The following is a 23,632-nucleotide window of genomic DNA, read 5'->3' as shown; positions in this document are numbered from 1 at the left end:
GCTTACTGGACGAACGCGCCGATCGTGAAATACGGCGTCGAACCCGCGTTGTCGAGGAAACCGAACACGCCACCCGTGAAGATGAACTTGCCGGTCGGCGACGTGCTGCCCGAACCCGTGTGGATCGTCGTGACCGTGCCCGGCACCTTCTGCGTGTAGTCCAGGTCGAGCGCGGTCGCGAGCGATGCCTGCGACGGCTGGAACGGATCGAGCAGCGTGGCCTGGTTGTTGATCAGCGCGGTGGTCCGGTAGTCGAACTGGCTGTCGACGCCGATGTATTCGCCGTTCTGCGAGCCGGCCGCGATCGCGGTCTGAGGCGAGAGGATCGAGATGCTCGATTCGTCGTCGGCGGTCAGGCCCGGCACGCCGTTGCTGTCGGGCGTCGGGTTCGGGTTCGCGACGCCCGTGCGCACGAGGATCGGCACCAGCTGGTTGCGCAGCTTGCCGACGATCATGAAGCCCTTGCCCTGCGGCGTCGCCGACAGCGTCGGCTTCAGCTGGCTCTGGTAGTTGTTGCTCTGGAACGCGCCGCTGCCGTCGGCCGACTGCACGAAGTTCGTGCCCTGCTGCATGCACGCGCCGCCGGCGAACTGGCCGGTCGTGTCGCACTTGGTCCACGTGCCGTCCGCGTTGATCGTCACCTTGGCGTCGATCGACGCCGGCGCGAATTGCTGCGACGGCACTTCGCCGAAGCCGATGTGGCTGTACGTGCCCGCGACCTTCGTGATGTCGGTTTCGATCGACGAGAAGCCGATGAACGGGTAGTACGGGAATTTCGTGTCGGGCACCGCGGCCTGGCCGAGCACGCCGTCGAACTGGATCTCCTTGCCTGGAATCGTGCCGCCCGCCACGCCGAAGCCGACGAAGATGCGCGCCGGGCGCGACGCATCGAGGCTCGCGCCATTCAGCCGGAACGCGCACTGGTTCAGCTTGTTGGTCGGCAGCAGCGTTTCCTGCGTGAGCGTGCCGCTGTCGACGGTGCCCGCGCGGGTCGGCGTGACGGTGCCGGTCTTTTGCGGAACCGCCGATTCGACATAGGTGACCTGCCAGGTCATCTTGGTCGTATCGAGCTGGACCTTGGCCAGTTCGCCGCTGCCCGCGCCGCCGGTAAACACGGTGCTGTAGTCGAGCGTCGCGGGGCAGAGCCGGTCTTCGACGAGCGGAGGCGGATTGTCGCTGCCGCCACCGCACGCGGAAAGAAGGGGGGCGGCAAGGGCCGCCGCCAGAACGAGGTTGCGCTTCATGTTGCTCCTCCAGATTTGTCTTGTCAGGCGGCCGGCTCCCTGTCGACCGCTTCTGTTGCTTGTGCTCGTGCTGCCTGCGCCGTGCCGGGCGCCGTCGTTTCGTGCCTTCCCTGCATCCCGCGGCGGCGTATCGAGCGCCGCCGCGTCCCCGATCGTTACTTGCTGATCTGTGCGCCCACGCCGAAGTACGGTGTCGACGACGTGCTCGAGTTCGCCGACGTCGACGTGACGCCGCCGTTCACCGTGCCCTGGATGAGCGCCGCGTACAGGCCGCCCGTCGCGATCACCACGCCCGATGCGGACGGATAGGTCGCGCCGCTTGCCGGCGTCGTCGTCGTGTTGAGCAGGCCCGGCGTTCCCTGGCCGTAGTCGAGCGTGAAGGCGTCTTCCTCTGCCTGCGTGGTCGGGTTGATGAACGACGCGTTGCTGCCGCGGATCAGTGCGGCCGTGTACTTGAAGTTCGAATCGGCGCCCGCGTAGCCGCCGTCGATCGCGCCCGACTGGATCGCGCTCGCCGCGCCGAGCACCGCGATGCCCGATTCGTCGTCGACCTGCGCGTCGGCATGCAGCGGCGGCGTGCCGAGGTTCACGTTGCCCGTGCGCACGACCACCGGCACGGTCGCGCCGTTGAGCTGGCCGATCACCATGTGCGCGGTGGCCGACTTGCCGGTTGCGCCGATCAGCGGCAGCTGCGTTTGCGGCAGGATCTGCGGCGCCTTCGCGCTGTTGAGGTAGCCGCCGGTCGCGTTCACTGTCCATGGATCGCCGGTCGTCTGGCAGCCGCCGGCATTCGTCGACGTGCATGCGCCATTCGCGTCGAACGTCTCGCTCGAATTCGTGCCCTTCGTCGCGTAGTTGCTCGACGGCACGAGGTGGTAGATCAGCGCGTTGTACGTGCCCGGCAGCTTCGTGAGGTCGGTCGTCGTGTTCGCGAAGCCGAGGAACGGATAGAAGTCGAAGTGGCGGTTCGGCACCTGGCCGACGTTCTGGATCACGCCCGGGATGATCGTCAGCCCGTCGTACTGAACCGTCGCGCCGGGGATGCCGCCGCCGGCCACGCCCATGCCGACCAGCAGCATCGGCGGGTTCGCCTGGTTGAAGTCGGCGGCCGTCGAGTAGGTCGAGCCGTTCGGTGCCGTGCCCGAACCCGGCGTGAGCACGAACGCGCAGCGCGTCTGTTCCGCGGTCGGCAGCGTGCCGGTCGGCGGGTGGACGACCTTGCCGGTGATCGTGGTGCCGGCGCGGCTCGGCGTGACCGTGCCGGTCGCGAGCGGAATCGGCGACTCGAGCCACTTGAGCGTGTAGGTCATCGCGACCGCGTCGATGTTGACGCTGACGATCTCGCCGCTACCGGCGCCGCCGAGGTACGTGCTCTTGACGATGTCGGCGTCGGCCGGGCACAGCGCGCCGTTTATGGGCTGCGACGGCGGCGGCCCTTGCGTGCCGCAACTCGATCCGGAACATTGGGGTGCCTCGATCGGCGCGGGCGCGCCGCCGTCCCCTCCACCACAGGCAATCAGGAAAGGGGCGATGGCAAAGGCCGTTGCCACCCCCTTCGATAAGGCGTGCGACATGCCGCTGTCTCCAATCGTTTAATTGTGCGAGCTAATGTCGCTGTCTGGATTTTTGCTGTCAATTGATGAACTCGTCTAAAAAAGACGATTGAAACAGCGTGCGCGCGATGAATCCTTGCAGGATCGGGTTTTCAGTAAGAATTAAAACGCGTGAAGGGTGCTAGAGTGCTGCCGAAGTGGGGTGGCTGCCACGCACGGAGGGCTCTCGAGGCCCTCACGCGTATAACGGCAGCGTTTAAAGCGGCGGTATCCGGTTTATCCCTATTCGGGATTGACTGGAGAAAATTGGGGTAATTAATTCATCGGTAATCGCGCAATGGAAAGCTTGTAAATATTTGTAAATGCGCGAACCGGATTTTATTGATTGCCTGATACGGGAAAATAAAAAGCCGGCCAGCGGCCGGCTTTGCATCGCATGCAAGCGCAATCAGCGTTTGAGGCCTGCATCCTCGGCGGCGCCGATGTTGAGGTTCATGCACTGGATCGCGGCGCCCGATGCGCCCTTGCCCAGGTTGTCGAGGCGCGCGACCGTGACGAAGCGCTCTTCGTTGCCGAACACGAACAGGTCGACGCGGTTCGTGTCGTTGTTCGCCTGCACGTCGAAGAAGCCGCTGTCGAGGTTCGCATCCGCGTTGAACGGCGCGACGCGCACGAACGGTTCGTCCGCGTAGTACTCGGCGAACACGCGCTGCACGTCCTGCGGCGTCGCGCGCTTCGCGAGCTGTTCGGGCGAGAAGTAGGTCGTCACGGCAAGGCCCTTCAGGAACGGGCCGACGATCGGCGTGAAGATCGGTGCGTGCGCGAGGCCCGTGTGCGCGGCCATTTCCGGCAGGTGCTTGTGCGCAAGCGCGAGCGCGTACGGACGCGGGCTCGCGAGCTTGCCGCCCGGCGCCGCGTTTTCGTATTCGGCGATCATCGACTTGCCGCCGCCGCTGTAGCCGGTGATCGAGTAGCTGTGCGCGGCGAAGGTCGGCGCGACGATGCCGGCATCCACGAGCGGACGCATCGCGAGCACGAACGCCGATGCGTGGCAGCCCGGCACGGCGATGCGCTTCGACGTGCGAATCTTCTCGCGCTGCGCGCGCGTCAGTTCCGGCAGGCCGTACGCCCAGTCGGCGTTCGTGCGGAACGCGGTGCTCGCGTCGATCAGCGTCGTGTTCGGGTTCTCGACCAGCGATGCCGATTCGCGCGACGCGACGTCCGGCAGGCACAGGAACGTGACGTCCGATGCGTTGATCAGGCGGCGGCGCTCGTCGACGTCCTTGCGCTTCGCTTCATCGATGCGCAGGATCTCGATGTCTTTGCGCGCCGACAGGTATTCGAAGATCTTGAGGCCGGTCGTACCTTCCTGGCCGTCGACAAAAACTTTGGTGCTCATTTCGTTCTCGCTGAATGAAACGGGAGCCGCGGCGCCCTGAAACCGCCATTTTAAGACCTCATCCGGCGGGCCTGCACCGCACGGGGCGAAAAAAAGACGGCCCGCGGGCCGTCTTGTACCGCTCGCGCGCGCCTGCGCGGCATTGCCGCGTCACCGGCGGCGCGACCGGGCGTGCGTGCCGCCGCGTTCAGCGGCCGCCGGCCAGCCAGCGGGCGGTCGCCTCGGCGACGCGCCGGCCGAACGCCTTCGCGGTCTCGAGATCGCCCGGCAGCGGGCCCTCGTCGGGCGTCGCGTCCGCCGGCGACTGCGCGAGCAGGCCCGTGAAGCCGCCGACGTAGTTGATGTCGTTGCGGGTGGCCGCCTTCGAGTTGGCCGGCATCATGCCCGTGCCGACCCACACCATCCCATGCTGCATCGCCAGTGTGACGAAATACTGAATGGTCGAGAACTTGTCGCCGTTCATCGTCGCGGAGTTCGTGAAGCCCGCGGCGATCTTGTCCTTCCATTTCTGCGTGAACCACGGTTTCGACGTGGCATCGGCGAACTGCTTGAACTGCGCGGACGGGCCGCCCATGTAGGTCGGCGCGCCGAAGACGATCGCGTCCGCCGCGTCGAGCGCGGCCCAGCCCGCTTCGTCGAGTTCGCCGACGGCGATCAGGCGTGCGGTGGCGCCGGCGTCCTGCGCGCCTGCGTGGACGGCGTCGGCCAGTTTCTGTGTGTGACCGTAGCCGCTGTGATAGACGATGACGATGTTCGACATGAAGCGTTCTCCGGAAGGGGACGAAACGGCGGGCGTCGCGGCCTGCCGCGTCACGCGCCGCGGTCGGGCGGCGCGACGGATGCGCGGCGGGATGCCGCGACCGGTGACGCCGAGTCTAGCAAGTCGAAATGACGGGAGAAAAGCACGCAGGCGAGGCGGGGAAATTCGCGGGCGCGGGCGAGGGAGGCCGGGGACACGCGCAACGGGGCAGGCGGCGGCGCGTGAGCGCTCACTGGCCGTAAGTGACCGTGAGCCGCGCGGTGCCGATCGTCAGCGTGCCGATCTCGTGCTCGAACATCGGTGCGGGGCGCCCTTGCGCGACGCGCAGGTCCGTGCCCTTCAGCGCATAGACGGTGATGACGTAGCGGTGCGGCTTGCCGGGGGGCGGGCACGGGCCGCCGTAGCCGTCGATCCCGAAGTCGTTGCGCGCCTCGCTCGCGCCGATGCGGCGCAGGAGGCCCGACGCGCTCGCGTCGGCCGGCAGGCTCGTGACGCTTGCCGGGATGCCGGCGACGGCCCAGTGCCACCAGCCGTGCCCCGGCGCATCGGGATCGAAGATCGTGATCGCGTAGCCCTGCGTGCCGGGGGGCGGGTTGCGCCAGCTCAGTTGCGGCGACCGATTGGCGCCCTTGCAGTCGCCTCGGTCGAACACGTTCGCGGCGCCGACGCGGCCGCCGGCCGTCAGGTCGTTGCTCGACACGGTGAACGGGCCTTCCGCCCGCGCGGGCAGGACGGCGAACGCGACGCACGCGGCGGCGCAGGCAAGGGCGGCGATGAACGGCGAAGGACGACCCGGGGACGCAGGCGAAGTGATCCGGCGATCCACACGCATATGGCGCTTCTCCCGTCACGTGGGCCGGACCGATGCTCCCGGCATTGTTGGCGTTGTGCGTTGCCCGCGCAGCTGATGGCGACGATGGATCAAGTCTAGCATTAGGGTTCGATGCGCGATGCGGGCCGGCGCCGATGTGGATCGGTGGACGAAAAAAAAGCCGCTCGCGATCAGGCGAGCGGCTTGTTCGGCCAGGGTGCCGGCGGCGTGCCGGCCCGGCATTACTCCTTCGGCGCCGTCGCGCCGCCGTGCGCGGCCGACCATTCGGCCGGCGCGTGCAGGAACTTCTCGACTTCGTCGAGCGTCTTGGTCTCGAAGTAGCCCGAGGCCTTCGCGACGCGCAGCACGTCCCACCAGGTCGCCAGCGCGTGCAGGTCGACGTCGATGTCCTTCAGGACCGACACGCTTTCCTTGAAGATGTTGTAGTGGAACAGCACGAAGCAGTGATTCACCGTCGCGCCCGCGGTGCGCAGCGCGTTGACGAAGTTGATCTTGCTGCGGCTGTCGGTCGTCAGGTCTTCCACGAGCAGGACGCGCGAGCCTTCTTCCAGATGGCCTTCGATCTGCGCGTTGCGGCCGAAACCCTTCGGCTTCTTGCGAACGTACTGCATCGGCACCATCATCCGGTCCGCAAGCCATGCCGCGAACGGGATGCCGGCCGTCTCGCCGCCCGCCACCGAGTCGATCTGCTCGAAGCCGACGTCGCGCATGATCGTCGTTTCCGCCATTTCCATCAGCGCACGGCGCACGCGCGGATACGAGATCAGCTTGCGGCAGTCGATGTAGACGGGGCTTGCCCAGCCGGACGTGAAGATGAACGGTTTTTCTGCATTGAAGTGCACTGCCTGTACTTCGAGCAGGATTTTGGCGGTCGTATCCGAGATCGACTGACGATCGTAGCCTGTCATGGGCATTCCTTGGGTGATGAGCGAAGAGCGGGCGCGGGCCCCATGGCGCAGCAAGGGGAACCTGCCCGAGGGGCCGGGGCGCGATCGGAGGGCCAATCGCATCGCTGCGCGCGTAGCCGGCTATTTTACCCGATTCAGGCCGGTTTTCGGCGGAATTCGCGCGGGTTCGCCGCTTGGCTCACCACCGGCGAAACAAACAGGGCCTGACCGCTTGCGCGCTGACGCAAAGGATGCGGCGTTGCACCAACATGCGTCATGCGCGGGGTGTACACTAGGCGACCCTTAGAAATCGTTCAGTACTTTGTACTTTCCTCTTGCCACCCGCCAAGGTTCGATGGCGTGCCGACCCGGCGCGCTGCGTGCCGTCTCGCAGTCGACCACCCCTTCGATTCAAGTAGACGCGGCCCAAGGTGCTGTGTACTGAACCGTCAAAAATTTCGCATGTCTCTCGCAGGTCAATCATGGACGAACAACTGAAGCAGGCCGCTCTCGCTTATCACCTGAACCCGAAACCCGGCAAGATTTCGGTCACCCCGACCAAGCCGCTGTCGAACCAGCTCGATCTGTCGCTCGCGTATTCGCCGGGCGTCGCCGCCGCGTGCGAGGCGATCCACGCCGATCCGCTCGACGCGCAGAAGTACACGTCGCGCGGCAACCTCGTCGGCGTCATCACGAACGGCACGGCCGTGCTGGGCCTCGGCAACATCGGCCCGCTGGCCGCGAAGCCGGTGATGGAAGGCAAGGGCTGCCTGTTCAAGAAGTTCGCGGGCATCGACGTGTTCGACATCGAACTGTCGGAATCCGACCCCGACAAGCTCGTCGAGGCGATCGCGATGCTCGAGCCGACGCTCGGCGGCATCAACCTCGAGGACATCAAGGCGCCGGAATGCTTCTACATCGAGCAGAAGCTGCGCGAGCGCATGAAGATTCCCGTCTTCCACGACGACCAGCATGGCACCGCGATCATCGCGTCGGCCGCGATCCTGAACGGCCTGAAGGTAGTCGGCAAGAAGTTGTCCGAAGTGAAGCTCGTGTGCTCGGGCGCGGGCGCGGCGGCGATCGCGTGTCTGGACCTGCTGGTGAACCTGGGTCTCACGAAGGCGAACATCCTCGTCGCCGACTCGAAGGGCGTGATCTACGAAGGGCGCGGCAACCTCGACCCGTCGAAGCAGCGCTATGCGGCGGCGACCGACGCGCGCACGCTCGCCGACGCGATCGTCGGCGCTGACGTGTTCCTCGGCTGCTCGAGCGCGGGCGTGCTGAAGCAGGACATGGTCAAGACGATGGGCGACCGCCCGCTGATCCTGGCGCTTGCGAACCCGGAACCGGAAATCCGCCCGGAAGACGCGAAGGCCGTGCGCCCGGACGCGATCGTCGCGACCGGCCGTTCGGACTATCCGAACCAGGTCAACAACGTGCTGTGCTTCCCGTTCATCTTCCGCGGCGCGCTCGACGTCGGCGCGACGACGATCACGGAAGAAATGAAGCTCGCGTGCGTGCGCGCGATCGCCGAGCTTGCCGAGGAGACCGACCAGAGCGAGGAAGTCGCGAAGGCGTATGAAGGCCACTCGCTCGAGTTCGGGCCGGAATACCTGATTCCGAAGCCGTTCGATCCGCGCCTGATCATCAAGATCGCGCCGGCCGTCGCGCAAGCCGCGATGGATTCGGGCGTCGCCACGCGTCCGATCCAGGACATGGACGCATACCGCGAGCAGCTCGGCGCGACCGTCTACCGCACCGGCATGGTGATGCGTCCGGTGTTCGCGACCGCGAAGAAGAAGCAGGCGCGCATCGTGTTCGCCGAGGGCGAGGACGAGCGCGTGCTGCGCGCCGCGCAGTTCGTGCTGCAGGAAAAGATCGCGAAGCCGATCATCGTCGGCCGTCCGTCGGTCATCGAGATGCGCTTGCAGAAGATCGGCTCGAAGCTCAAGGCCGGCGTCGATTTCGAGATCGTGAATCCGGAAGACGACACGCGTTACCACCGCTACTGGCAGGCCTACCACGAGATCGGCGCGCGCGACGGCGTCACGCCGGAAGTCGCGAAGGCCGCGATGCGCAAGTTCAACACGCTGATCGGCGCAATGCTCGTGCATCTGGGCGACGCGGACGGGATGATCTGCGGGATGATCGATACGTACCACACGCACCTGAAGTTCATCGAGCAGGTGCTGGGCCGCGCGAAGGGCGCCGAGCACTTTGCGGCGATGAACCTGCTGATGCTGCCGGGCCGCAACCTGTTCCTGTGCGACACGTACGTAAACGAACTGCCGAGCGCCGAACAGCTCGCCGACATGACGATCCAGGCGGCCGCCGAGATCGAGCGCTTCGGCATCGTGCCGAAGGCCGCGCTGCTGTCGAACTCGAACTTCGGCAGCGCGCCGTCGGCGTCGTCGCGCCGCATGGCCGAAGCCCGCAAGTTGATCAGCGAACGTGCGCCGAACCTCGAGGTCGACGGCGAAATGCACGGCGACGCGGCGCTGTCGGAAGCGGTCCGCAAGGCCGCATTCCCGGGCACGACGCTGTCGGGCGAAGCGAACCTGCTGATCATGCCGAACGTCGAAGCGGCGAACATCGCGTACAACCTGCTGAAGATGGTCGGCGGCGAAGGCGTGACGGTCGGCCCGCTCCTGCTCGGCGCGGCGAAGCCGGTCCACATCCTGACGCCGGCCGCGACCGTGCGCCGGATCATCAACATGACGGCAGTGGCCGCCGCGAACGCGAACACGAAGTAAGTTCGCGCCCGCGTGTGCCGCGCATCGCGCGCGGCGCAATGAAAAACGCCACGGAACCTGCGTTCCGTGGCGTTTTTTTTGTGAACCGCCCACCGCGCGGAGGCGGACGTCCCTACCGTGAACGCCCGCCTCGCGCCGTTACGCGACCTGCTGGCGCGACTGCCCGCCCGACGGCGAACGCCACTTCGCGAGCAACGTGTTCCACTTCTGGCGTACCGCGCGCAGGTTGTTCTCCTTCACGTGGCCGTAGCCGCGAATGCCGTCCGGCAGCGCCGCCAGCTCGAGCGCGAGCGGGTGGTTGGCCGCGTTCAGCCTGGCCAGCACTTCGTCGATCAACGCTTCGTACTCGCCGATCAGTGCGCGCTCGGTGCGGCGCTCCTCGGTGCGGCCGAACGGGTCGAGGCCCGTGCCGCGCAGGAACTTTGCCTTCGCGAGCAACCGGAACGCCGACAGCATCCACGGGCCGTACGCCTTCTTCACGAGATGGCCGTGCGCGTCCGTCTTCGCGAACAGCGGCGGCGCGAGATGGAACTTCAGTTTCCAGTCGCCTTCGAACTGCGACGACAGGCGCGCGAGGAACGCCGGATCGGACTGCAGCCGCGCGACCTCGTATTCGTCCTTGTACGCCATCAGCTTGAACAGGTTGCGCGCGACCGCTTCGGTCAGTTGCTCCTGCATCGTGTCGCCGTCTGCCAGCGCACGCTCGGCTGCCCGCACCTTGTCGACGAAGGCTGCATAGCGTGCTGCGTATGCGGCGTTCTGGTACGCGGTGAGGAATTCCACGCGCTTCGCGATCAGGGCGTCGACCGCCTTCTTCGTGTGCAACGCGATCACCGTGGCGCCTTGCGCCGGGCGTGCGTCGCCGGCCGCGGCCTGCTTCACGCGCGCGAGGTCGTGGGCGGCGCGGCGGCCCCAGTCGAATGCCGCACGGTTCTTCTCGACCGATACCGCATTCAGCTCGATCGCACGGACGAGCGACGCAAGCGTGAGCGGCAGCCAGCCCTTCTGCCATGCGTAGCCGAGCACGAACGGGTTCGTGTAGATCGCGTCGCCGAGCAGCGCGACCGCGAAGCGGTTCGCGTCGATGAAGTCGACGGCTTCACCCGCCGCCGCGCGGATGTCGTTTTCCGCGGACAGGCCCGGGAACGCCCAGTTCGGATTCTTGATGAACTCGGCGGTCGGCGTCTGCGCACTGTTGACGACCACGCGCGTCGTGTCGTGCCGCATGCGCGACGTGCATTCGTCGCCAGCCGTGACGATCGCGTCGCAGCCGATCACGAGGTCGGCTTCGCCCATCGCGATCCGCGTCGCGTGGATGTCGGTCGGCGCGTGCGAGATCTGCACGTGGCTCATCACGGCGCCGCCCTTCTGCGCGAGGCCCGTGATGTCGAGCACGGTCACGCCCTTGTTCTCCAGGTGCGCGGCCATCCCGAGAAGCGCGCCGATCGTGACGACGCCCGTGCCGCCCACACCCGTGACGAGCACGCCGTAGGCACGGTCGATCGCCGGCAGCGTCGGCTCCGGAATCGGCGGCAGCGCACCGCCGTCCACCGACACGGCCTTGGGCTTCTTCAGCTGGCCGCCTTCGACCGTGACGAAGCTCGGGCAGAAGCCCTTCACGCACGAGAAGTCCTTGTTGCAGCTCGACTGGTTGATCTGGCGCTTCGTGCCGAATTCGGTTTCAAGCGGCTCGACCGACAGGCAGTTCGACTGCACCGAGCAGTCGCCGCAGCCTTCGCACACAGCGTCGTTGATCACGACGCGCTTCGCCGGATCCGGATACGTGCCGCGCTTGCGTCGGCGGCGCTTCTCGGTCGCGCAGGTCTGGTCGTAGATCAGGATCGTCGTGCCTTCGATCTCGCGCAGCTCGCGCTGCACGTCGTCGAGCTGGTCGCGGTGATGGATCGTCACGCCTGGTGCTAGGAGCGCCTTCTGGCTGTCGTACTTCTCCGGTTCATCGGTGACGATCACGATCTTCTTCGCGCCCTCGGACGCGAGCTGGTGCGTGATCTGCGGCACCGTCAGCACGCCGTCGACCGGCTGGCCGCCCGTCATCGCGACCGCGTCGTTGTAGAGGATCTTGTAGGTGATGTTCGCCTTCGACGAGATCGCCGCGCGCACCGCGAGCAGGCCCGAGTGGAAATAGGTGCCGTCGCCGAGGTTCGCGAATACGTGCTTCTCGTCCGTGAACGGCGCCTGGCCGATCCACGGCACGCCTTCGCCGCCCATCTGGCTGAAGGTGCTCGTGTTGCGGTCCATCCAGACCGTCATGTAGTGGCAGCCGATCCCGGCGATCGCGCGCGAGCCTTCCGGCACGTTGGTCGACGTGTTGTGCGGGCAGCCCGAGCAGAACCACGGCTTGCGCTCGGTCTGCACGTGCGGCTTCGCAAGCGCCATTTCCTTCGCGTTGATCACCGCGAGCCGCGCGGCGATGCGCGCACGCACGTCGGACGGCAGCTCGAACTTCTCGAGGCGCGTCGCGATCGCCTTCGCGATGATCGCGGGCGACAGTTCGTAGTGCGCGGGCAGCAGCCAGTTGCCCATCGGTACCGACCATTCCCCGCCGGCGCCGTCCTTCTCGTCGAACTTGCCGAACACGCGCGGGCGCTGCGCATCGGGCCAGTTGTACAGTTCTTCCTTGATCGCGTATTCGAGGATCTGGCGCTTTTCCTCGACGACGAGGATTTCGTCGAGGCCGCGCGCGAACGCCTGCGCGCCCTGGGCCTCGAGCGGCCACACGCAGCCGACCTTGTACAGGCGGATGCCGATCCGCGCGCAGGTTTCGTCGTCGAGGCCGAGGTCCGTCAGCGCCTGGCGCACGTCGAGGTACGCCTTGCCGCCCGTCATGATCCCGAAGCGCGCATTCGGCGAGTCGATCTCGATGCGGTCGAGCTTGTTCGCGCGCACGTACGCGAGCGCCGCGTACCACTTGTAGTCGAGCAGCCGCGCTTCCTGGACGAGCGGCGGGTCCGGCCAGCGGATGTTCAGGCCGCCTTCCGGCAGGATGAAGTCGGTCGGCAGCACGATCTCGGTGCGATGCGGGTCGATGTCGACCGATGCCGACGATTCGACCACGTCCGTCACGCACTTGAGCGCGACCCACAGGCCCGAGTAGCGGCTCATCGCCCAGCCGTGCAGGCCGAAGTCGAGATATTCCTGCACATTGGACGGAAACAGCACCGGCAGCCCGCAGGCCTTGAAGATGTGTTCGGACTGGTGAGCGAGCGTCGACGATTTCGCCGCGTGGTCGTCGCCGGCCAGCACGAGCACGCCGCCGTGCTGCGACGAGCCGGCCGAGTTCGCGTGCTTGAAGACGTCGCCGGTGCGGTCGACGCCCGGGCCCTTGCCGTACCACATGCCGAACACGCCGTCGTGCTTCGCGCCGGGATACAGGTTCACCTGCTGCGAGCCCCACACGGCGGTGGCGGCGAGATCTTCGTTGAGACCGGGCTGAAAGACGATCTGGTGGGCCGCGAGGTGCTGCTTGGCCTTCCAGAGCGAGAGATCGAGGCCGCCGAGCGGCGAGCCGCGATAACCGGAGATGAAGCCGGCCGTGTTGAGGCCGGCGGCGCGGTCGCGTTCCTGCTGGAGCATCGGCAGGCGCACGAGCGCCTGAATGCCGCTCATGTACGCGCGGCCGCGTTCGAGCGTGTATTTGTCGTCAAGCGTGACGGACTTCAGCGCGGCTTCAAGCGACGCGCGTTGGCCTGCGTCTAGCGGGGCATTCATTGAACTGTCTCCTCCACCCAGTTTGGGATCACCAAAGCTTCAATTGCGTCGACGTCTTGTGAACGTCTCGGCAGTGGCCGGCATATTGGCCGGTTTTAAGCGATGGTAGCACTGGGATAAACCCGTCGCTCACCGGCCGGTTGGCCTCGGCGCATCGACGAAACGGCGCGCCGCAATGCGTTACATCATGTAAAAGCATGTAAAGCCGGTCCCATCTTCGTACAAATGCCGTTAATCTTGTCGGCCTGCCGGAGGTGCCCGGCCGCGTCGGCCTGTTTCGACGCAACCGGGGAGGCGCCGGCAGTTTTAAAGGAGGTGCAATGAACACACGTCATATCCAGAGTTTCCTGATCGTGTCCGCCGCGTTTTTCGCGATGACCGGCCCGGTGCACGCGCAAGGCGCGAGCGCACTGGCGGCAGCCGGCGCGCAGATGCGTCAGATCGCGCCGGCGCAGGCTGCCGACGCGCAGCCGGCAGCCGCGCGCGTCGTGTCGAAGGCGAACGTGCGTTGATCTGTTCGCGCGGCGCCAGGCCGCGCCGAAACCACGCAAAAGACGAAAGGGCGGGAATCGCAGGATTCCCGCCCTTTTTTCATGTGCCGCCGAGGCTCGCGCGGCGCCCGGCTGTCGGGTGCCGGGCGGCCGGCTGCGTCAGGCCTTGTCCTGGACCACGCCGCGGCGGATCTGGTCGAGTTCGATCGATTCGAACAGCGCCTTGAAGTTGCCTTCGCCGAAGCCCTGATTGCCCTTGCGCTGGATGATCTCGAAGAAGATCGGGCCGATCTGGTTCTCGGTGAAGATCTGCAGCAGCAGGTCGTCGCGGGCACCGTCGATCAGGATCTTGCGCTTCTTCAGTTCGTCCAGCGATTCGCCGTGGTTCGGCACGCGGCGGTCGACCAGCTCGTAATACGTGTCGATCGTGTCGAGCAACTTCACGCTCTTGCCGCGCAGGCCGTCGACCGCGCCGTAGATGTCGTTCGTGCCGAGCGCGATGTGCTGGATGCCTTCGCCGTGGTACGCGTCGAGGTATTCCTGAATCTGGCCGGCCGTGTCCGAGCCTTCCTCGTTGATCGGGATCCGGATCTTGCCGCACGGCGACGTCATCGCCTTCGACTTCACGCCGGTCACCTTGCCTTCGATGTCGAAATACCGCACTTCGCGGAAGTTGAACAGGCGCTCGTAGAACTCGGCCCATTCCTGCATGCGGCCGCGATGCACGTTGTGCGTCAGGTGGTCGATGTAGGTGAGGCCGTGGCCGACCGGGTTCGGGTTCGCGCCGGCGATCGGCTCGAAGTCGACGTCGTAGATGCTGATGTCACCGATCGCGCCCGGCTGCGCGCCGTTCTTGCCGCGCCAGCGGTCGACGAAGTAGATCAGCGAATCGCCGATGCCCTTGATCGCCGGGATGTTCAGCTCCATCGGGCCCGTCTTGTTGTCGAAGCCCCACGCGCCGAGTTCGAGCGCGTGCTTGTACGCCTTCGCGGCGTCCTGCACGCGGAACGCGATCGCGCAGATCGACGGGCCGTGCAGGCGTGCGAAGCGTTGCGCGAACGAATCGGGTTCGGCGTTGATGATGAAGTTGATGTCGCCCTGGCGGTAGACCGTCACGTCCTTGTGGCGATGGCGCGCGATCGCGGTGAAACCCATCCGTTCGAACAGTTGTCCGAGCGCTTTCGGATCCGGAGCGGTGTATTCGATGAATTCGAAGCCGTCGGTGCCGACGGGGTTGTCCCATTGGGGGATCTGCATGTCGTGTCTCCTGTGCGGGGCGATCGGCCGGCGCGACGTGCGCGCGCGGCCCGGTTCGATGTCGAACGCGGCGCACGCGTCGGCGTGCGCAACGAATCGGTACGTGCGACAAAGTGTAGCGGGCGGCCGCGAGCGTAAACTTGCGAACTTAATCGTCCATGCCTACGATGGCGCAATTTCCAGTCTCTGAACCATCATTGGAGGGCAGAAAATGGCGCAAGCCGAATTGGATGCCATCGACCGGCGGATTCTCGCGATTCTTCAGGAGAACGGCCGCTTGTCGAACCAGGAGATCGCCGAGCGCGTGAACCTGTCGCCGAGCCCGTGCCTGCGACGGATCCGGCGGCTCGAGGAGATCGGTGTGATCACCGGCTACGTCGCGTTGCTCGATCCGCAGAAGCTGGGGCTCGACCTGCTCGCATACGTGAGCGTGCGGCTCGAGAAGCGCGGCGGCCTGGCGCCGGTCCGTGCCGACGAGACGTCGGCGCGCGCGGGCGCGACCCACGCGGAACTGTTCCGCGCGGCCGTGCAGACCTGGCCGGAAGTGGTGGCGTGCCACGCGATGACGGGCGACATGGATTACCTGCTGCGGGTGCAGGTCGAGGACATGGCGCACTTCTCCCGCTTCGTGCAGGAGCATTTGCTGCACCATCCGTCGGTGATCGACGTGAAGACGAGCTTCTCGCTCGAGTGCTTCAAGGAGACGACGGCGTTGCCGATCCGGTCGGTGCGCTAGAGCGCGGTGCGAGAAGGGGAGAAAGAAGGCTGAGCCGGGCGCCCCGCAAGGCAGCCCGGTCGGCCGATGTCATGCCGTCAGCGCGGCGGGCATCAGCGATTCGATGAACTTCGACGTGCGGTGCGCCTGGCGCTTGAGCGCGTAGTCGAATACCGCGGCCTGCTCCTGCAGCATCTCGGCGAGGATCGTCGAGTGGTCGGCCGGTGGCAGCGACAGGTACGCATCGGCCTCGCCGTATGCGTACTCGATGCGCATCCCGGACTTCTTCGCGATGTGCATCATCGTCGCGTTGCGCGACAGGCAATGCATGTACAGCATCGTCACGCGGGTGTTGCGGCTGCGGATCGCAGCGCGCTCGAACAGTTTCGAGCCGACGCCGCAGCCGCGGGCGCTTTCGAGCACCGACACGCCGAACTCGGCCGTACGCTTGTCGCCTTCGGCGGGCAGATACGCCAGGTGGCCGACGCCGATCAACTCGAGCGCATGGTCGAAAACGCCGAACACCGTGTCGCGACCGAAGTCGATCGTACGGACATAGTTCTCGATCACGTGGTCGGGCACCATCTGGCCGAAGCGTAGCAGGCGGTCCTCTTCGTTGAGCGAGAGAAAGTGGGTGAGCATTTGCTCACGGTCTTTGGAAGCCAGTTCCCTGACGAGAACCGGCGCAGTACCGGCGTGGCCGACTGCATCGGCACGGCGGTTGAGTTGCGTGTTCATCGTGGGTTCCTCAGTGTGTAGCTGCACGAGCAACTTGTGCAATGCAGCGCATTTTACCTGAGCGGGGTTGGGGAAAACCCGTATTTGACGTTATTTGTGCTGAGGGGGAATTCTAAATCCGCTTAGTTCATTCTCTATCTATTTGATTTTTAACGGATTTAAAATTCATCACATGAAATGCGCGGCGGCCTGTCGCAGTGTGCCCGCCGCGCAACGCATGCTGCTGCGCGGCAATCACGCGCCGGGCGACAGCCCGCGTTCCATCAGGTCGATCACCTGTTCGGCGAAGTCGCGGTAGCCGAGGCGGCCACCCGGCTTGAGCCACGTGAACGTCCAGTTGATCATCCCGAACACCATCATCGTGACCGACGTCTGGTTTTCCTTCGAGATCCGGTCCGGGTAGGCGCGCGCGAGCTGACGCGCGAATGCCGCGACGATGTCGCGCTGGCGGTCGAGCACGATTTCGCGCTGCGCGTCCTCGAGATACTTCACGTCGTTGAGCAGCGCGACATGGCGGCTGTGCGACGTCTCGTATTCGGCGAGGAACGCGCGCACCAGCTCGGCGAACGCGTCGCGCTCGCTGAGGCCGCGCCGCTGGCTCGCGCCTTCCACCTCGGCGATGATCAGCATCAACCGCTTCGTGTAGCGGTCGAGCAGGTCGAACAGGATCGCTTCCTTGCTCTCGTAATAGTGATAGAGACGTGCCTTCGACGTGCCGCTCGCGGTCGCGAGATCGGACATCGACGTGCTCGGATAGCTCGTCTGCGCGAATTTCTCGGCGGCGAGATCGAGGATCTGCTCGCGCTGGGATTCGTGGTCGGGCGCTCGGGTACGGGCCATGGTCGAATGCGAAAGTTGTAGCGTTAGCGAGGCGCGGCTGCCGCGCGCACCTGCGTGGAAGAAAGGGCGGCCGGCGCGTCGTCCTGCAGCTCGAGCCGGCCGGCAGCCGCGAGTTCGCGGCAGCGCCACCAGGCGATCGAATCGCTGACGAACAGCCCGCCGCGGTCGGCGTTGGCCATGATGTCGCCGACGACGCGTCGCGCGGGCAGCCAGCCGGGTTCCGCATGCGCGACGATCAGCGCGTCGAGGTCCGCGTAATGGCCGCTCTCGATCGTGTTGCTGACCCAGTAGCGCAGCTCGGCATTCAGGTGCTTCGCCTCTTGCCATTCGAGCGCGAGGCGACCGATGCGCAGTACCGAGATCGGCGCGGCCACCGGCCGTTTGCGAGCGAGTGCCGCAGGTGAGAACATCCCGGTCGAGCAGGCCTGGTCGGTGCGGGTCAGCGCCGCGCGCTGCGGGGCGTCGAGGTCCGCGGCCGACAACCGCACCTCGTTCAGCCGCTGCGGCGCGTTGCGCAGGTGATAGGCGACGCGGCGCAACAGCAGCTTGTCGCCGACGCTCGGTGCGTGCCAGACGACTACCTGGTCCGTATCCATCGCGAGCTGGTCGAGGCGGGTGAATTCACCTTCGATCTCCGCATTCCAGTCGGGAATCTGGTCGCCGAGCACGCGCTGCCAGAAGGCGGCGCGCGTGTCGGGCGTCTCGTCGGCGCCCTTCAGCGGCCCGACCGCGAGATCGTCGAGCAATCCGACGACGCGCTCGTCGCGTCCGGCTTGCGCGAGCGCCTCGCGCAGCGACGCGGCGGCGGTGCCGCCCTGAATCACGTGAATGGTACTCATCGGCCTGTCATCAACAAAAGAAAACCGCCGGCCGGGCGGACGTTGCGACGTCCAGCCGGCCGGCGGCCCCTAGTGTAAGCGAGATGTGTGACGACGAGAAACCGGCGCGCCGCGCCGGTGCGACGCCGCTCAACGCTCGTCGAAGCTCACGACGACCTTGTCGCTGATCGGATGGCACTGGCACGTGAGCACGAAGCCGTCCTTCACTTCGTGTTCCTCGAGCGTGTAGTTCTTCTCCATCCGGACTTCGCCTTCGACCACCTTCGCGCGGCACGTACAGCACACGCCGCCCTTGCACGCATAGGGCAGCGCGAGGCCCGCGCGCAGGCCGACGTCGAGCAGGCTCACGCCCTCGTACGGCAGGCGCAGCTTGCGTTTCTTGCCGTCGAGCACGATTTCGAGATCGGCGGCCGGCGTCTGGTCGGTGATCTCGACGACGGGCGCGCCGGCCTGCGGCAGCGGCGTGCCGAAGCGTTCGACATGTACCTTCGCCGGCGGCACGCCGGCTGCCTTCAGCGCGGCTTCGGCCGCGTCCATCATCGGCGCCGGGCCGCAGATGAACGCTTCGTCGATCGCGTCGGCCGGCGTCAGCGTGGCAAGGAATTCCGCGCATTTCGCCTGATCGAGCACGCCGTTGAACAGCTCGACGTCCTGCTGGTCGTCCGACAGCACGTGGTACAGGACGAAGCGGTTCATGTAGCGGTTCTTCAGGTCCTCGAGTTCCTCGGCGAACATGATCGCGTCGACGCTGCGGTTGCCGTAGATCAGCGTGAACGTGCTGCGCGGCTCGAGCTCGAGCGTCGTCTTCACGATCGCGAGCACCGGCGTGATGCCCGATCCGCCGGAGAACGCGACGTACTGTTTGCCGTGGTCGGCGTTCAGGTGCGTGAAGAAGCGGCCGTCCGGTGTCATCACGTCGATGGTGTGGCCGGGCTTCAGCGTATCGAACGCGAAGTTCGAAAACCGGCCGCCGCGCACGCGCTTGATGCCGATGCGCAGCTCGCCGTCACGGTCGTAGTCGGTCGTACCTACGCAGATCGAGTACGAGCGGCGCGTTTCCTCGCCGTCGATGTGGGTCTTCAGCGTGACGAACTGGCCCTGCGTGAAGCGGTACGCGTCGCGCAATTCGGGCGGCACGTCGAAGGAGACGGTAACGGCGTCGGCGGTCTCGGGGCGCACATCGCGGATACGCAGCGGGTGAAATTGCGGGGTCGCCATGATCAATAAGGTTTGAAGTAGTCGAAGGGTTCGCGGCAGTCGACACAGCGATACAACGCCTTGCAGGCCGTGGACGCGAATTGCGCGAGACGCTCGGTGCGGGCGGAACCGCAGCGCGGGCAGACGGGCGCCGCGACGGGGCGCGGCACGAAACGCACGACGTTTTCCCGCGGCGCGGCGCCGGCGCACTGGCCGACGGGCGGCGCGATGCCGTACGCGCGCAGCTTGTCGCGCGCTTCCTGCGTGATCCAGTCGGTCGTCCATGCGGGCGCGAGCACCGTCTCGATCCGGTGCGGCGGCAGGTCGGCGGCGTGCATCGCCGCGGCGATGTCCTCGGCGATCTGCGACATCGCCGGACAGCCGGAGTAGGTCGGCGTGATCACGACTTCGAGCAGGCCGTCGTCTGCGCGACGGACGTCGCGCAGGATGCCGAGCTCACGGATCGACACGACTGGAATCTCGGGATCGGGCACGGCTTCGAGCACGTCCCACGCGCGCGCGAGCAACGGATCGTTGCGGTGCGCGGCGGGTGCGGCGTCGGCGGGGGCGGCAGTCTGGACGGACATCGTCGGGCTCCGTTGGGTCGGCCGGTTACCAGGTCGCGCCGGGGTGCTGGCGCGCGAGGCTCTGCATTTCCGCGAGCAGGTAGCCCATGTGCTCCGAGTGCTCGCCCTGCTTGCCGGTCGTCACATGCTGCACGGGCGCGGGCAGGGTGAGCGTCGCTTCCGCGAGCGCATCGTCCACGTCCGCGCGCCAGGCGGCTTCGAGCGTGGCCGCTGCCGGGCCGATGCCGGATGCGGCGATCGCGTCGTCGACCGCGTCGGCGGCGAAGAATTCGCGCGTGTACGGAATCAGGTAGTCGAGCGCGGCCTGCGCGCGGCGATGCGATTCGTCGGTGCCGTCGCCGAGGCGCAGCAGCCATTCGCGGGCATGCTGCACGTGATAGCGGGTTTCCTTCACCGATTTCGCGGCGATCGCGGCGAGTTGCGCGTCCGTCGACGTTTCGAGCGCCGTCCACACGTGCAGCATCAGCGTCGCGTAGAGGAAATTGCGCACGATGGTCACCGCATAGTCTTTGTCGGCGTGCGCCGTGCCGGCGATCGGGCCGTAGTGCGGCAGCTCGGCGAGCGTGAAGTTCGCGAACTCGCGCTCGGTGCGGAAGTACGCGTAGTCGTCTTCCGTCTTCGCCGCGCCGTTCAGTTGGCGGTCGAGGTCGGCTGCGTGCGTATACAGCATGCGGGCCTGGCCGATGAGGTCGAGGCTCATGTTGGTGAGCGCGATGTCTTCCTCGAGGATCGGGCCGTGGCCGCACCATTCGGCGTTGCGCTGACCGAGGATCAGCGCGTTGTCCGCGAGGCGCAGCACGTAGGAGAGGTGTTCGGGCGTGATCGTCATGGCGCGGGCGTTACATGTGGTTGACTTCGTCGGGCAGCGTGTAGAACGTCGGGTGACGGTAGATCTTGTCGCCCGCCGGTTCGAACAACTCGGCCTTCTCGGCCGGATCCGACGCGGTGATCGCCGACGACGGCACCACCCAGATGCTCACGCCTTCCTGGCGGCGCGTGTAGACGTCGCGCGCCATGCGCAGCGCCATCGACGCGTCGGCCGCGTGCAGGCTGCCGCAATGCTTGTGGTCGAGGCCCTGCTTGCTGCGTACGAACACTTCCCAGATCGGCCATTCCTTGTTCATCACTCTCTCCTGAATCCTGTATTCGATGGTTGCCGCTCAGGCGGCTTGCTGCTTGGCGCGGGCGCGGCGCTTTGCTTCGTGCGCGAGCGCGGCTTCGCGCACCCAAGCACCGTCGTCGTGCGCCTTCACGCGCGTCGCGAGGCGTTCCTTGTTGCACGGGCCGTCGCCGTTGACGACGCGCCAGAATTCATCCCAGTCGATCGCGCCGTAGTCGTAGTGGCCGCGCGCCTCGTTCCATTTCAGGTCGGGGTCGGGCAGCGTCACGCCGAGCACCTTCGCCTGATCGACCGTCGCGTCGACGAACTTCTGCCGCAGGTCGTCGTTCGAGATCCGCTTGATGCCCCATTTCGCGGACTGGTTGCTGTGGACCGAATCGGCGTCGCTCGGGCCGAACATCATCAGCACCGGCCACCACCAGCGGTTCACCGCCTGCTGGACCATCGCGCGCTGCGCGTCGGTCCCCTTCATCATCGACAGCAGTGCATCGAAGCCCTGGCGCTGGTGGAACGACTCTTCCTTGCACACGCGGATCATCGCGCGCGCATACGGGCCGTACGTGCAGCGGCACAGCGGGATCTGGTTCATGATCGCGGCGCCGTCGACGAGCCAGCCGATCACGCCGACGTCGGCCCAGGTCGGCGTCGGGTAGTTGAAGATGCTCGAGTATTTCGCCTTGCCGGCGTGCAGCGCGTCGATCAGCGAATCGCGCGATACGCCGAGCGTTTCGGCCGCGCTATATAGATAGAGGCCGTGACCGGCTTCGTCCTGGACTTTCGCGAGCAGGATCGCCTTGCGCTTCAGGCTCGGTGCGCGCGAGATCCAGTTGCCTTCCGGCAGCATGCCGACGACTTCCGAGTGCGCGTGCTGCGAAATCTGGCGGACCAGCGTCTTGCGATAGGCATCGGGCATCCAGTCCTGCGGTTCGATCTTGCCGTCCGCGGCCATGACCGCGTCGAACCGCGCCTGCTCGGGCGACTCGGCTGCGGCGTCGAGCGGTGCGACGTTGCCGGGGATGTCGAGGGATTGCGTGTACATGGCGGAGGATCTCGTCCGGTTGAATGTGTGCGAAGTATAAACCAACCGACCGGTCGGTTAATAAATTTCTTGCGGATTTGCAGCGGGACTCGGGTAAACGTGGGGCGATGGGCGCGATCGCCGGTCGGGAGGGCGGTGGCGCGTGAGACGGGTGGCTTCTGCGGCACAATGCCTGCTTTCCGATGAGGATTTCGCCGATGTCATTTCGAAGCAGTTTCGTCGCGACCGTGCTGGGCGCGTCCGTTTTCATGTCGCCGCTCGCGGTCTCGGCCGCACCGGCCGGGTGGGTCGCCGCGTGGGCGACCGCGTTGCAGCCGATTCCCGACCTGACTGCGCCGCCGCCGCTCTACCGCGCGCCCGACGTGGCCGGGCGAACCGTTCGGCAGATTGTCTACCCGACGGTTTCAGGGCATGCCGCGCGGATTCGTATCAGCAACGCCTATGCTCGCGCGCCGCTGTTGATCGAGGCTGCCAGTCTCGCGCGCGCCGGTGACGGCGCGGCGCTTGCCGACGCGGCGGGTGCTTCCGTCCGCTTCGGTGGCAAGACGTCGGTGACGCTCGCCCCGGGCCAGGAGCTTGAAAGCGACCCGGTGGCGATCGACGTGACGGCCGGGCAGCCGTATGCGATCAGTCTGCGGATGGGGGCAAACCAGCGGATGACGGTGTGGCACCGTGTGTCGAACCAGCTCAATTACGTATCGGCGCCGGGCGATCATGTGAACGATCCGGGCGCGGGCGCATTCCGCACGCGTTTTACTCAGTATGCGTGGGTGACCGAACTGGCCGTCGAGGCGGGCGCCGCGCGGGCGAGTGTCGCCGCGATCGGGGACTCGATCACCGACGGGCTACGCTCGAGCCTGAACCGCAACCGTCGTTGGCCGGATGCGCTGGCGCGCCGGCTGGCCGCGGCAGGTTCGGATTCGCTCGGCGTCGTGAATCTCGGGATCAGCGGCAATCGGCTGCTGAGCGATTCGGCATGCTACGGCACGTCGCTGGCGTCACGGTTCGAGCGCGATGCGCTTTCGCGTGCAGGGGTGAAGGCGGCGATCGTGCTGATCGGCATCAACGACATCAACTTTGCGGCGATGCCGCCGCGTGCGGGGCTCGATTGCGACAACCCGCATACGCAGGTCACGGCCGCTTCGTTGATCGACGGCTATCGCCGGTTGATCGAGGCAGCACATCACCAGGGCGTGAAGGTCTTTGGCGCGACGCTCACGCCTGCGGCGTTGCCGGCCGGGCGCGAGGCGGTCCGACTCGAGGTGAACCGGTGGATCCGGAGCGGCGGCGGTTTCGACGGCGTGGTGGACTTCGACGCGGTGCTGCGCGACCCGGCTCGCCCGAGTGTGCTGCAGCGCCGGTATGACAGTGGCGACGGCATTCATCCGAGTGACGCGGGTTACACGGCCATGGCCGATGCAGTGCCGATGGAGCGGCTGCACGCCGCAGTCGGCGGCAAGTGACATCGCCTTATATATAGAGCGAAGAACCGCCGGCTTCCTCGAGATTGTGGGCGGCGCTCGGTCCCTCGAGCCCCAAAAGCCCCGTGCGCGTTAGCGCACGGGGGCTTTTTCAAAATATTTTCACAAAGGGGGTTGCGCAGACCGGGGCGGGTGCATAGAATCACGCCTCTTTCGCGCTAACGGAAACGC

20 protein-coding genes are annotated in these 23,632 nt (G+C 66.3%); 4 read left to right on the top strand and 16 right to left on the bottom strand.

Annotation, left to right across the window (positions count from 1 at the left end; genetic code table 11):
• Positions 1–2 precede the first annotated feature (2 nt).
• The 6 genes from DIE08_RS32280 to DIE08_RS32255 all read right to left on the bottom strand — a co-directional run bounded on the left by DIE08_RS32280 (position 3) and on the right by DIE08_RS32255 (position 6,696).
• Positions 3–1,244, bottom strand: a complete 1,242-nt coding sequence (locus DIE08_RS32280) for a DUF2957 domain-containing protein (protein ID WP_124905741.1) — start codon at positions 1,242–1,244, stop codon at positions 3–5.
• A gap of 155 nt (positions 1,245–1,399) precedes the next feature.
• On the bottom strand, positions 1,400–2,818 hold the full coding sequence (locus DIE08_RS32275; protein ID WP_124905739.1) for a DUF2957 domain-containing protein: 1,419 nt from the start codon (positions 2,816–2,818) through the stop codon (positions 1,400–1,402).
• A 427-nt stretch (positions 2,819–3,245) separates the two neighbouring features.
• Entirely contained in the window at positions 3,246–4,196 is a 951-nt protein-coding gene (gene argC, locus DIE08_RS32270) for an N-acetyl-gamma-glutamyl-phosphate reductase (protein ID WP_124905737.1), read from the bottom strand.
• A gap of 187 nt (positions 4,197–4,383) precedes the next feature.
• The gene (locus DIE08_RS32265) at positions 4,384–4,956 is read right to left on the bottom strand and encodes a flavodoxin family protein (RefSeq protein WP_124905735.1); all 573 of its coding nucleotides are present in this window, start codon (positions 4,954–4,956) and stop codon (positions 4,384–4,386) included.
• 229 nt (positions 4,957–5,185) lie between these two features.
• Positions 5,186–5,788: a YbhB/YbcL family Raf kinase inhibitor-like protein gene (locus DIE08_RS32260; protein WP_059608516.1), complete on the bottom strand. Its 603-nt coding sequence runs from the start codon at positions 5,786–5,788 to the stop codon at positions 5,186–5,188.
• 221 nt (positions 5,789–6,009) lie between these two features.
• Entirely contained in the window at positions 6,010–6,696 is a 687-nt protein-coding gene (locus DIE08_RS32255) for an orotate phosphoribosyltransferase (protein ID WP_006752465.1), read from the bottom strand.
• 461 nt (positions 6,697–7,157) lie between these two features.
• Here DIE08_RS32255 and DIE08_RS32250 point away from each other — a divergent pair, with 461 nt between their 5' ends.
• On the top strand, positions 7,158–9,428 hold the full coding sequence (locus DIE08_RS32250) for an NADP-dependent malic enzyme (protein ID WP_124628535.1): 2,271 nt from the start codon (positions 7,158–7,160) through the stop codon (positions 9,426–9,428).
• Positions 9,429–9,566: 138 nt separating this feature from the next.
• Here DIE08_RS32250 and DIE08_RS32245 read toward each other — a convergent pair whose 3' ends face one another.
• On the bottom strand, positions 9,567–13,157 hold the full coding sequence (locus DIE08_RS32245; protein WP_124905733.1) for an indolepyruvate ferredoxin oxidoreductase family protein: 3,591 nt from the start codon (positions 13,155–13,157) through the stop codon (positions 9,567–9,569).
• 320 nt (positions 13,158–13,477) lie between these two features.
• On the opposite strand from DIE08_RS32245, the gene DIE08_RS32240 reads away from it, so the two are divergent.
• On the top strand, positions 13,478–13,669 hold the full coding sequence (locus DIE08_RS32240) for a hypothetical protein (protein WP_124905731.1): 192 nt from the start codon (positions 13,478–13,480) through the stop codon (positions 13,667–13,669).
• 138 nt (positions 13,670–13,807) lie between these two features.
• Here the strand turns inward: DIE08_RS32240 and hppD are convergent, their stop codons facing one another.
• Positions 13,808–14,905, bottom strand: coding sequence for a 4-hydroxyphenylpyruvate dioxygenase (gene hppD / locus DIE08_RS32235; protein ID WP_124905729.1), 1,098 nt, complete (start codon positions 14,903–14,905; stop codon positions 13,808–13,810).
• Positions 14,906–15,116: 211 nt separating this feature from the next.
• Here hppD and DIE08_RS32230 point away from each other — a divergent pair, with 211 nt between their 5' ends.
• Positions 15,117–15,641 carry an Lrp/AsnC family transcriptional regulator gene (locus DIE08_RS32230; protein ID WP_011655746.1) on the top strand — a complete coding sequence of 175 codons (525 nt, stop codon included), beginning with the start codon at positions 15,117–15,119 and terminating at the stop codon, positions 15,639–15,641.
• A 69-nt stretch (positions 15,642–15,710) separates the two neighbouring features.
• Here the strand turns inward: DIE08_RS32230 and DIE08_RS32225 are convergent, their stop codons facing one another.
• From DIE08_RS32225 to paaA, 8 genes are all read right to left on the bottom strand, one after another.
• Complete coding sequence (locus DIE08_RS32225; protein ID WP_124628528.1) at positions 15,711–16,358, bottom strand: GNAT family N-acetyltransferase; 648 nt, start codon at positions 16,356–16,358, stop codon at positions 15,711–15,713.
• Between the two features lie 234 nt (positions 16,359–16,592).
• Entirely contained in the window at positions 16,593–17,198 is a 606-nt protein-coding gene (locus tag DIE08_RS32220) for a TetR/AcrR family transcriptional regulator (protein ID WP_006757885.1), read from the bottom strand.
• A gap of 23 nt (positions 17,199–17,221) precedes the next feature.
• Entirely contained in the window at positions 17,222–18,037 is an 816-nt protein-coding gene (locus DIE08_RS32215; RefSeq protein WP_059608510.1) for a DUF1835 domain-containing protein, read from the bottom strand.
• A gap of 129 nt (positions 18,038–18,166) precedes the next feature.
• Positions 18,167–19,255 carry a 1,2-phenylacetyl-CoA epoxidase subunit PaaE gene (gene paaE / locus DIE08_RS32210; RefSeq protein ID WP_124628526.1) on the bottom strand — a complete coding sequence of 363 codons (1,089 nt, stop codon included), beginning with the start codon at positions 19,253–19,255 and terminating at the stop codon, positions 18,167–18,169.
• Between the two features lie 2 nt (positions 19,256–19,257).
• Entirely contained in the window at positions 19,258–19,821 is a 564-nt protein-coding gene (gene paaD / locus DIE08_RS32205; RefSeq protein ID WP_059608508.1) for a 1,2-phenylacetyl-CoA epoxidase subunit PaaD, read from the bottom strand.
• A gap of 25 nt (positions 19,822–19,846) precedes the next feature.
• A complete protein-coding gene (gene paaC / locus DIE08_RS32200; protein WP_124905727.1) occupies positions 19,847–20,650 on the bottom strand; it encodes a 1,2-phenylacetyl-CoA epoxidase subunit PaaC in 804 nt (267 codons plus the stop codon).
• Between the two features lie 10 nt (positions 20,651–20,660).
• The gene (paaB, locus tag DIE08_RS32195) at positions 20,661–20,945 is read right to left on the bottom strand and encodes a 1,2-phenylacetyl-CoA epoxidase subunit PaaB (RefSeq protein WP_006752453.1); all 285 of its coding nucleotides are present in this window, start codon (positions 20,943–20,945) and stop codon (positions 20,661–20,663) included.
• 36 nt (positions 20,946–20,981) lie between these two features.
• A complete protein-coding gene (gene paaA / locus DIE08_RS32190) occupies positions 20,982–21,980 on the bottom strand; it encodes a 1,2-phenylacetyl-CoA epoxidase subunit PaaA (protein WP_059608506.1) in 999 nt (332 codons plus the stop codon).
• A 197-nt stretch (positions 21,981–22,177) separates the two neighbouring features.
• Between paaA and DIE08_RS32185 the strand changes: the two genes are divergently transcribed.
• A complete protein-coding gene (locus DIE08_RS32185) occupies positions 22,178–23,443 on the top strand; it encodes an SGNH/GDSL hydrolase family protein (protein ID WP_124905725.1) in 1,266 nt (421 codons plus the stop codon).
• Positions 23,444–23,632: the final 189 nt, after the last annotated feature.

Origin of the sequence: Burkholderia sp. Bp9004 (genome assembly GCF_003858025.1) — a bacterium.
Taxonomy (GTDB): Bacteria; Pseudomonadota; Gammaproteobacteria; order Burkholderiales; family Burkholderiaceae; genus Burkholderia; species Burkholderia diffusa.
The sequence above is the reverse complement of the archived record's forward strand: the minus strand, read 5'-3'. Positions and strand labels throughout refer to the sequence as shown.

What these genes read in the sequence shown, in the direction of transcription:
- DIE08_RS32280 (WP_124905741.1), bottom strand. Translation starts at nt 1,244, where the DNA reads ATGAAGCGCAACCTCGTTCTGGCGGCGGCCCTTGCCGCCCCCCTTCTT.
- DIE08_RS32275 (WP_124905739.1), bottom strand. Translation starts at nt 2,818, where the DNA reads ATGTCGCACGCCTTATCGAAGGGGGTGGCAACGGCCTTTGCCATCGCC.
- argC (WP_124905737.1), bottom strand. Translation starts at nt 4,196, where the DNA reads ATGAGCACCAAAGTTTTTGTCGACGGCCAGGAAGGTACGACCGGCCTC.
- DIE08_RS32265 (WP_124905735.1), bottom strand. Translation starts at nt 4,956, where the DNA reads ATGTCGAACATCGTCATCGTCTATCACAGCGGCTACGGTCACACACAG.
- DIE08_RS32260 (WP_059608516.1), bottom strand. Translation starts at nt 5,788, where the DNA reads ATGCGTGTGGATCGCCGGATCACTTCGCCTGCGTCCCCGGGTCGTCCT.
- DIE08_RS32255 (WP_006752465.1), bottom strand. Translation starts at nt 6,696, where the DNA reads ATGACAGGCTACGATCGTCAGTCGATCTCGGATACGACCGCCAAAATC.
- DIE08_RS32250 (WP_124628535.1), top strand. Translation starts at nt 7,158, where the DNA reads ATGGACGAACAACTGAAGCAGGCCGCTCTCGCTTATCACCTGAACCCG.
- DIE08_RS32245 (WP_124905733.1), bottom strand. Translation starts at nt 13,157, where the DNA reads ATGAATGCCCCGCTAGACGCAGGCCAACGCGCGTCGCTTGAAGCCGCG.
- DIE08_RS32240 (WP_124905731.1), top strand. Translation starts at nt 13,478, where the DNA reads ATGAACACACGTCATATCCAGAGTTTCCTGATCGTGTCCGCCGCGTTT.
- hppD (WP_124905729.1), bottom strand. Translation starts at nt 14,905, where the DNA reads ATGCAGATCCCCCAATGGGACAACCCCGTCGGCACCGACGGCTTCGAA.
- DIE08_RS32230 (WP_011655746.1), top strand. Translation starts at nt 15,117, where the DNA reads ATGGCGCAAGCCGAATTGGATGCCATCGACCGGCGGATTCTCGCGATT.
- DIE08_RS32225 (WP_124628528.1), bottom strand. Translation starts at nt 16,358, where the DNA reads ATGAACACGCAACTCAACCGCCGTGCCGATGCAGTCGGCCACGCCGGT.
- DIE08_RS32220 (WP_006757885.1), bottom strand. Translation starts at nt 17,198, where the DNA reads ATGGCCCGTACCCGAGCGCCCGACCACGAATCCCAGCGCGAGCAGATC.
- DIE08_RS32215 (WP_059608510.1), bottom strand. Translation starts at nt 18,037, where the DNA reads ATGAGTACCATTCACGTGATTCAGGGCGGCACCGCCGCCGCGTCGCTG.
- paaE (WP_124628526.1), bottom strand. Translation starts at nt 19,255, where the DNA reads ATGGCGACCCCGCAATTTCACCCGCTGCGTATCCGCGATGTGCGCCCC.
- paaD (WP_059608508.1), bottom strand. Translation starts at nt 19,821, where the DNA reads ATGTCCGTCCAGACTGCCGCCCCCGCCGACGCCGCACCCGCCGCGCAC.
- paaC (WP_124905727.1), bottom strand. Translation starts at nt 20,650, where the DNA reads ATGACGATCACGCCCGAACACCTCTCCTACGTGCTGCGCCTCGCGGAC.
- paaB (WP_006752453.1), bottom strand. Translation starts at nt 20,945, where the DNA reads ATGAACAAGGAATGGCCGATCTGGGAAGTGTTCGTACGCAGCAAGCAG.
- paaA (WP_059608506.1), bottom strand. Translation starts at nt 21,980, where the DNA reads ATGTACACGCAATCCCTCGACATCCCCGGCAACGTCGCACCGCTCGAC.
- DIE08_RS32185 (WP_124905725.1), top strand. Translation starts at nt 22,178, where the DNA reads ATGTCATTTCGAAGCAGTTTCGTCGCGACCGTGCTGGGCGCGTCCGTT.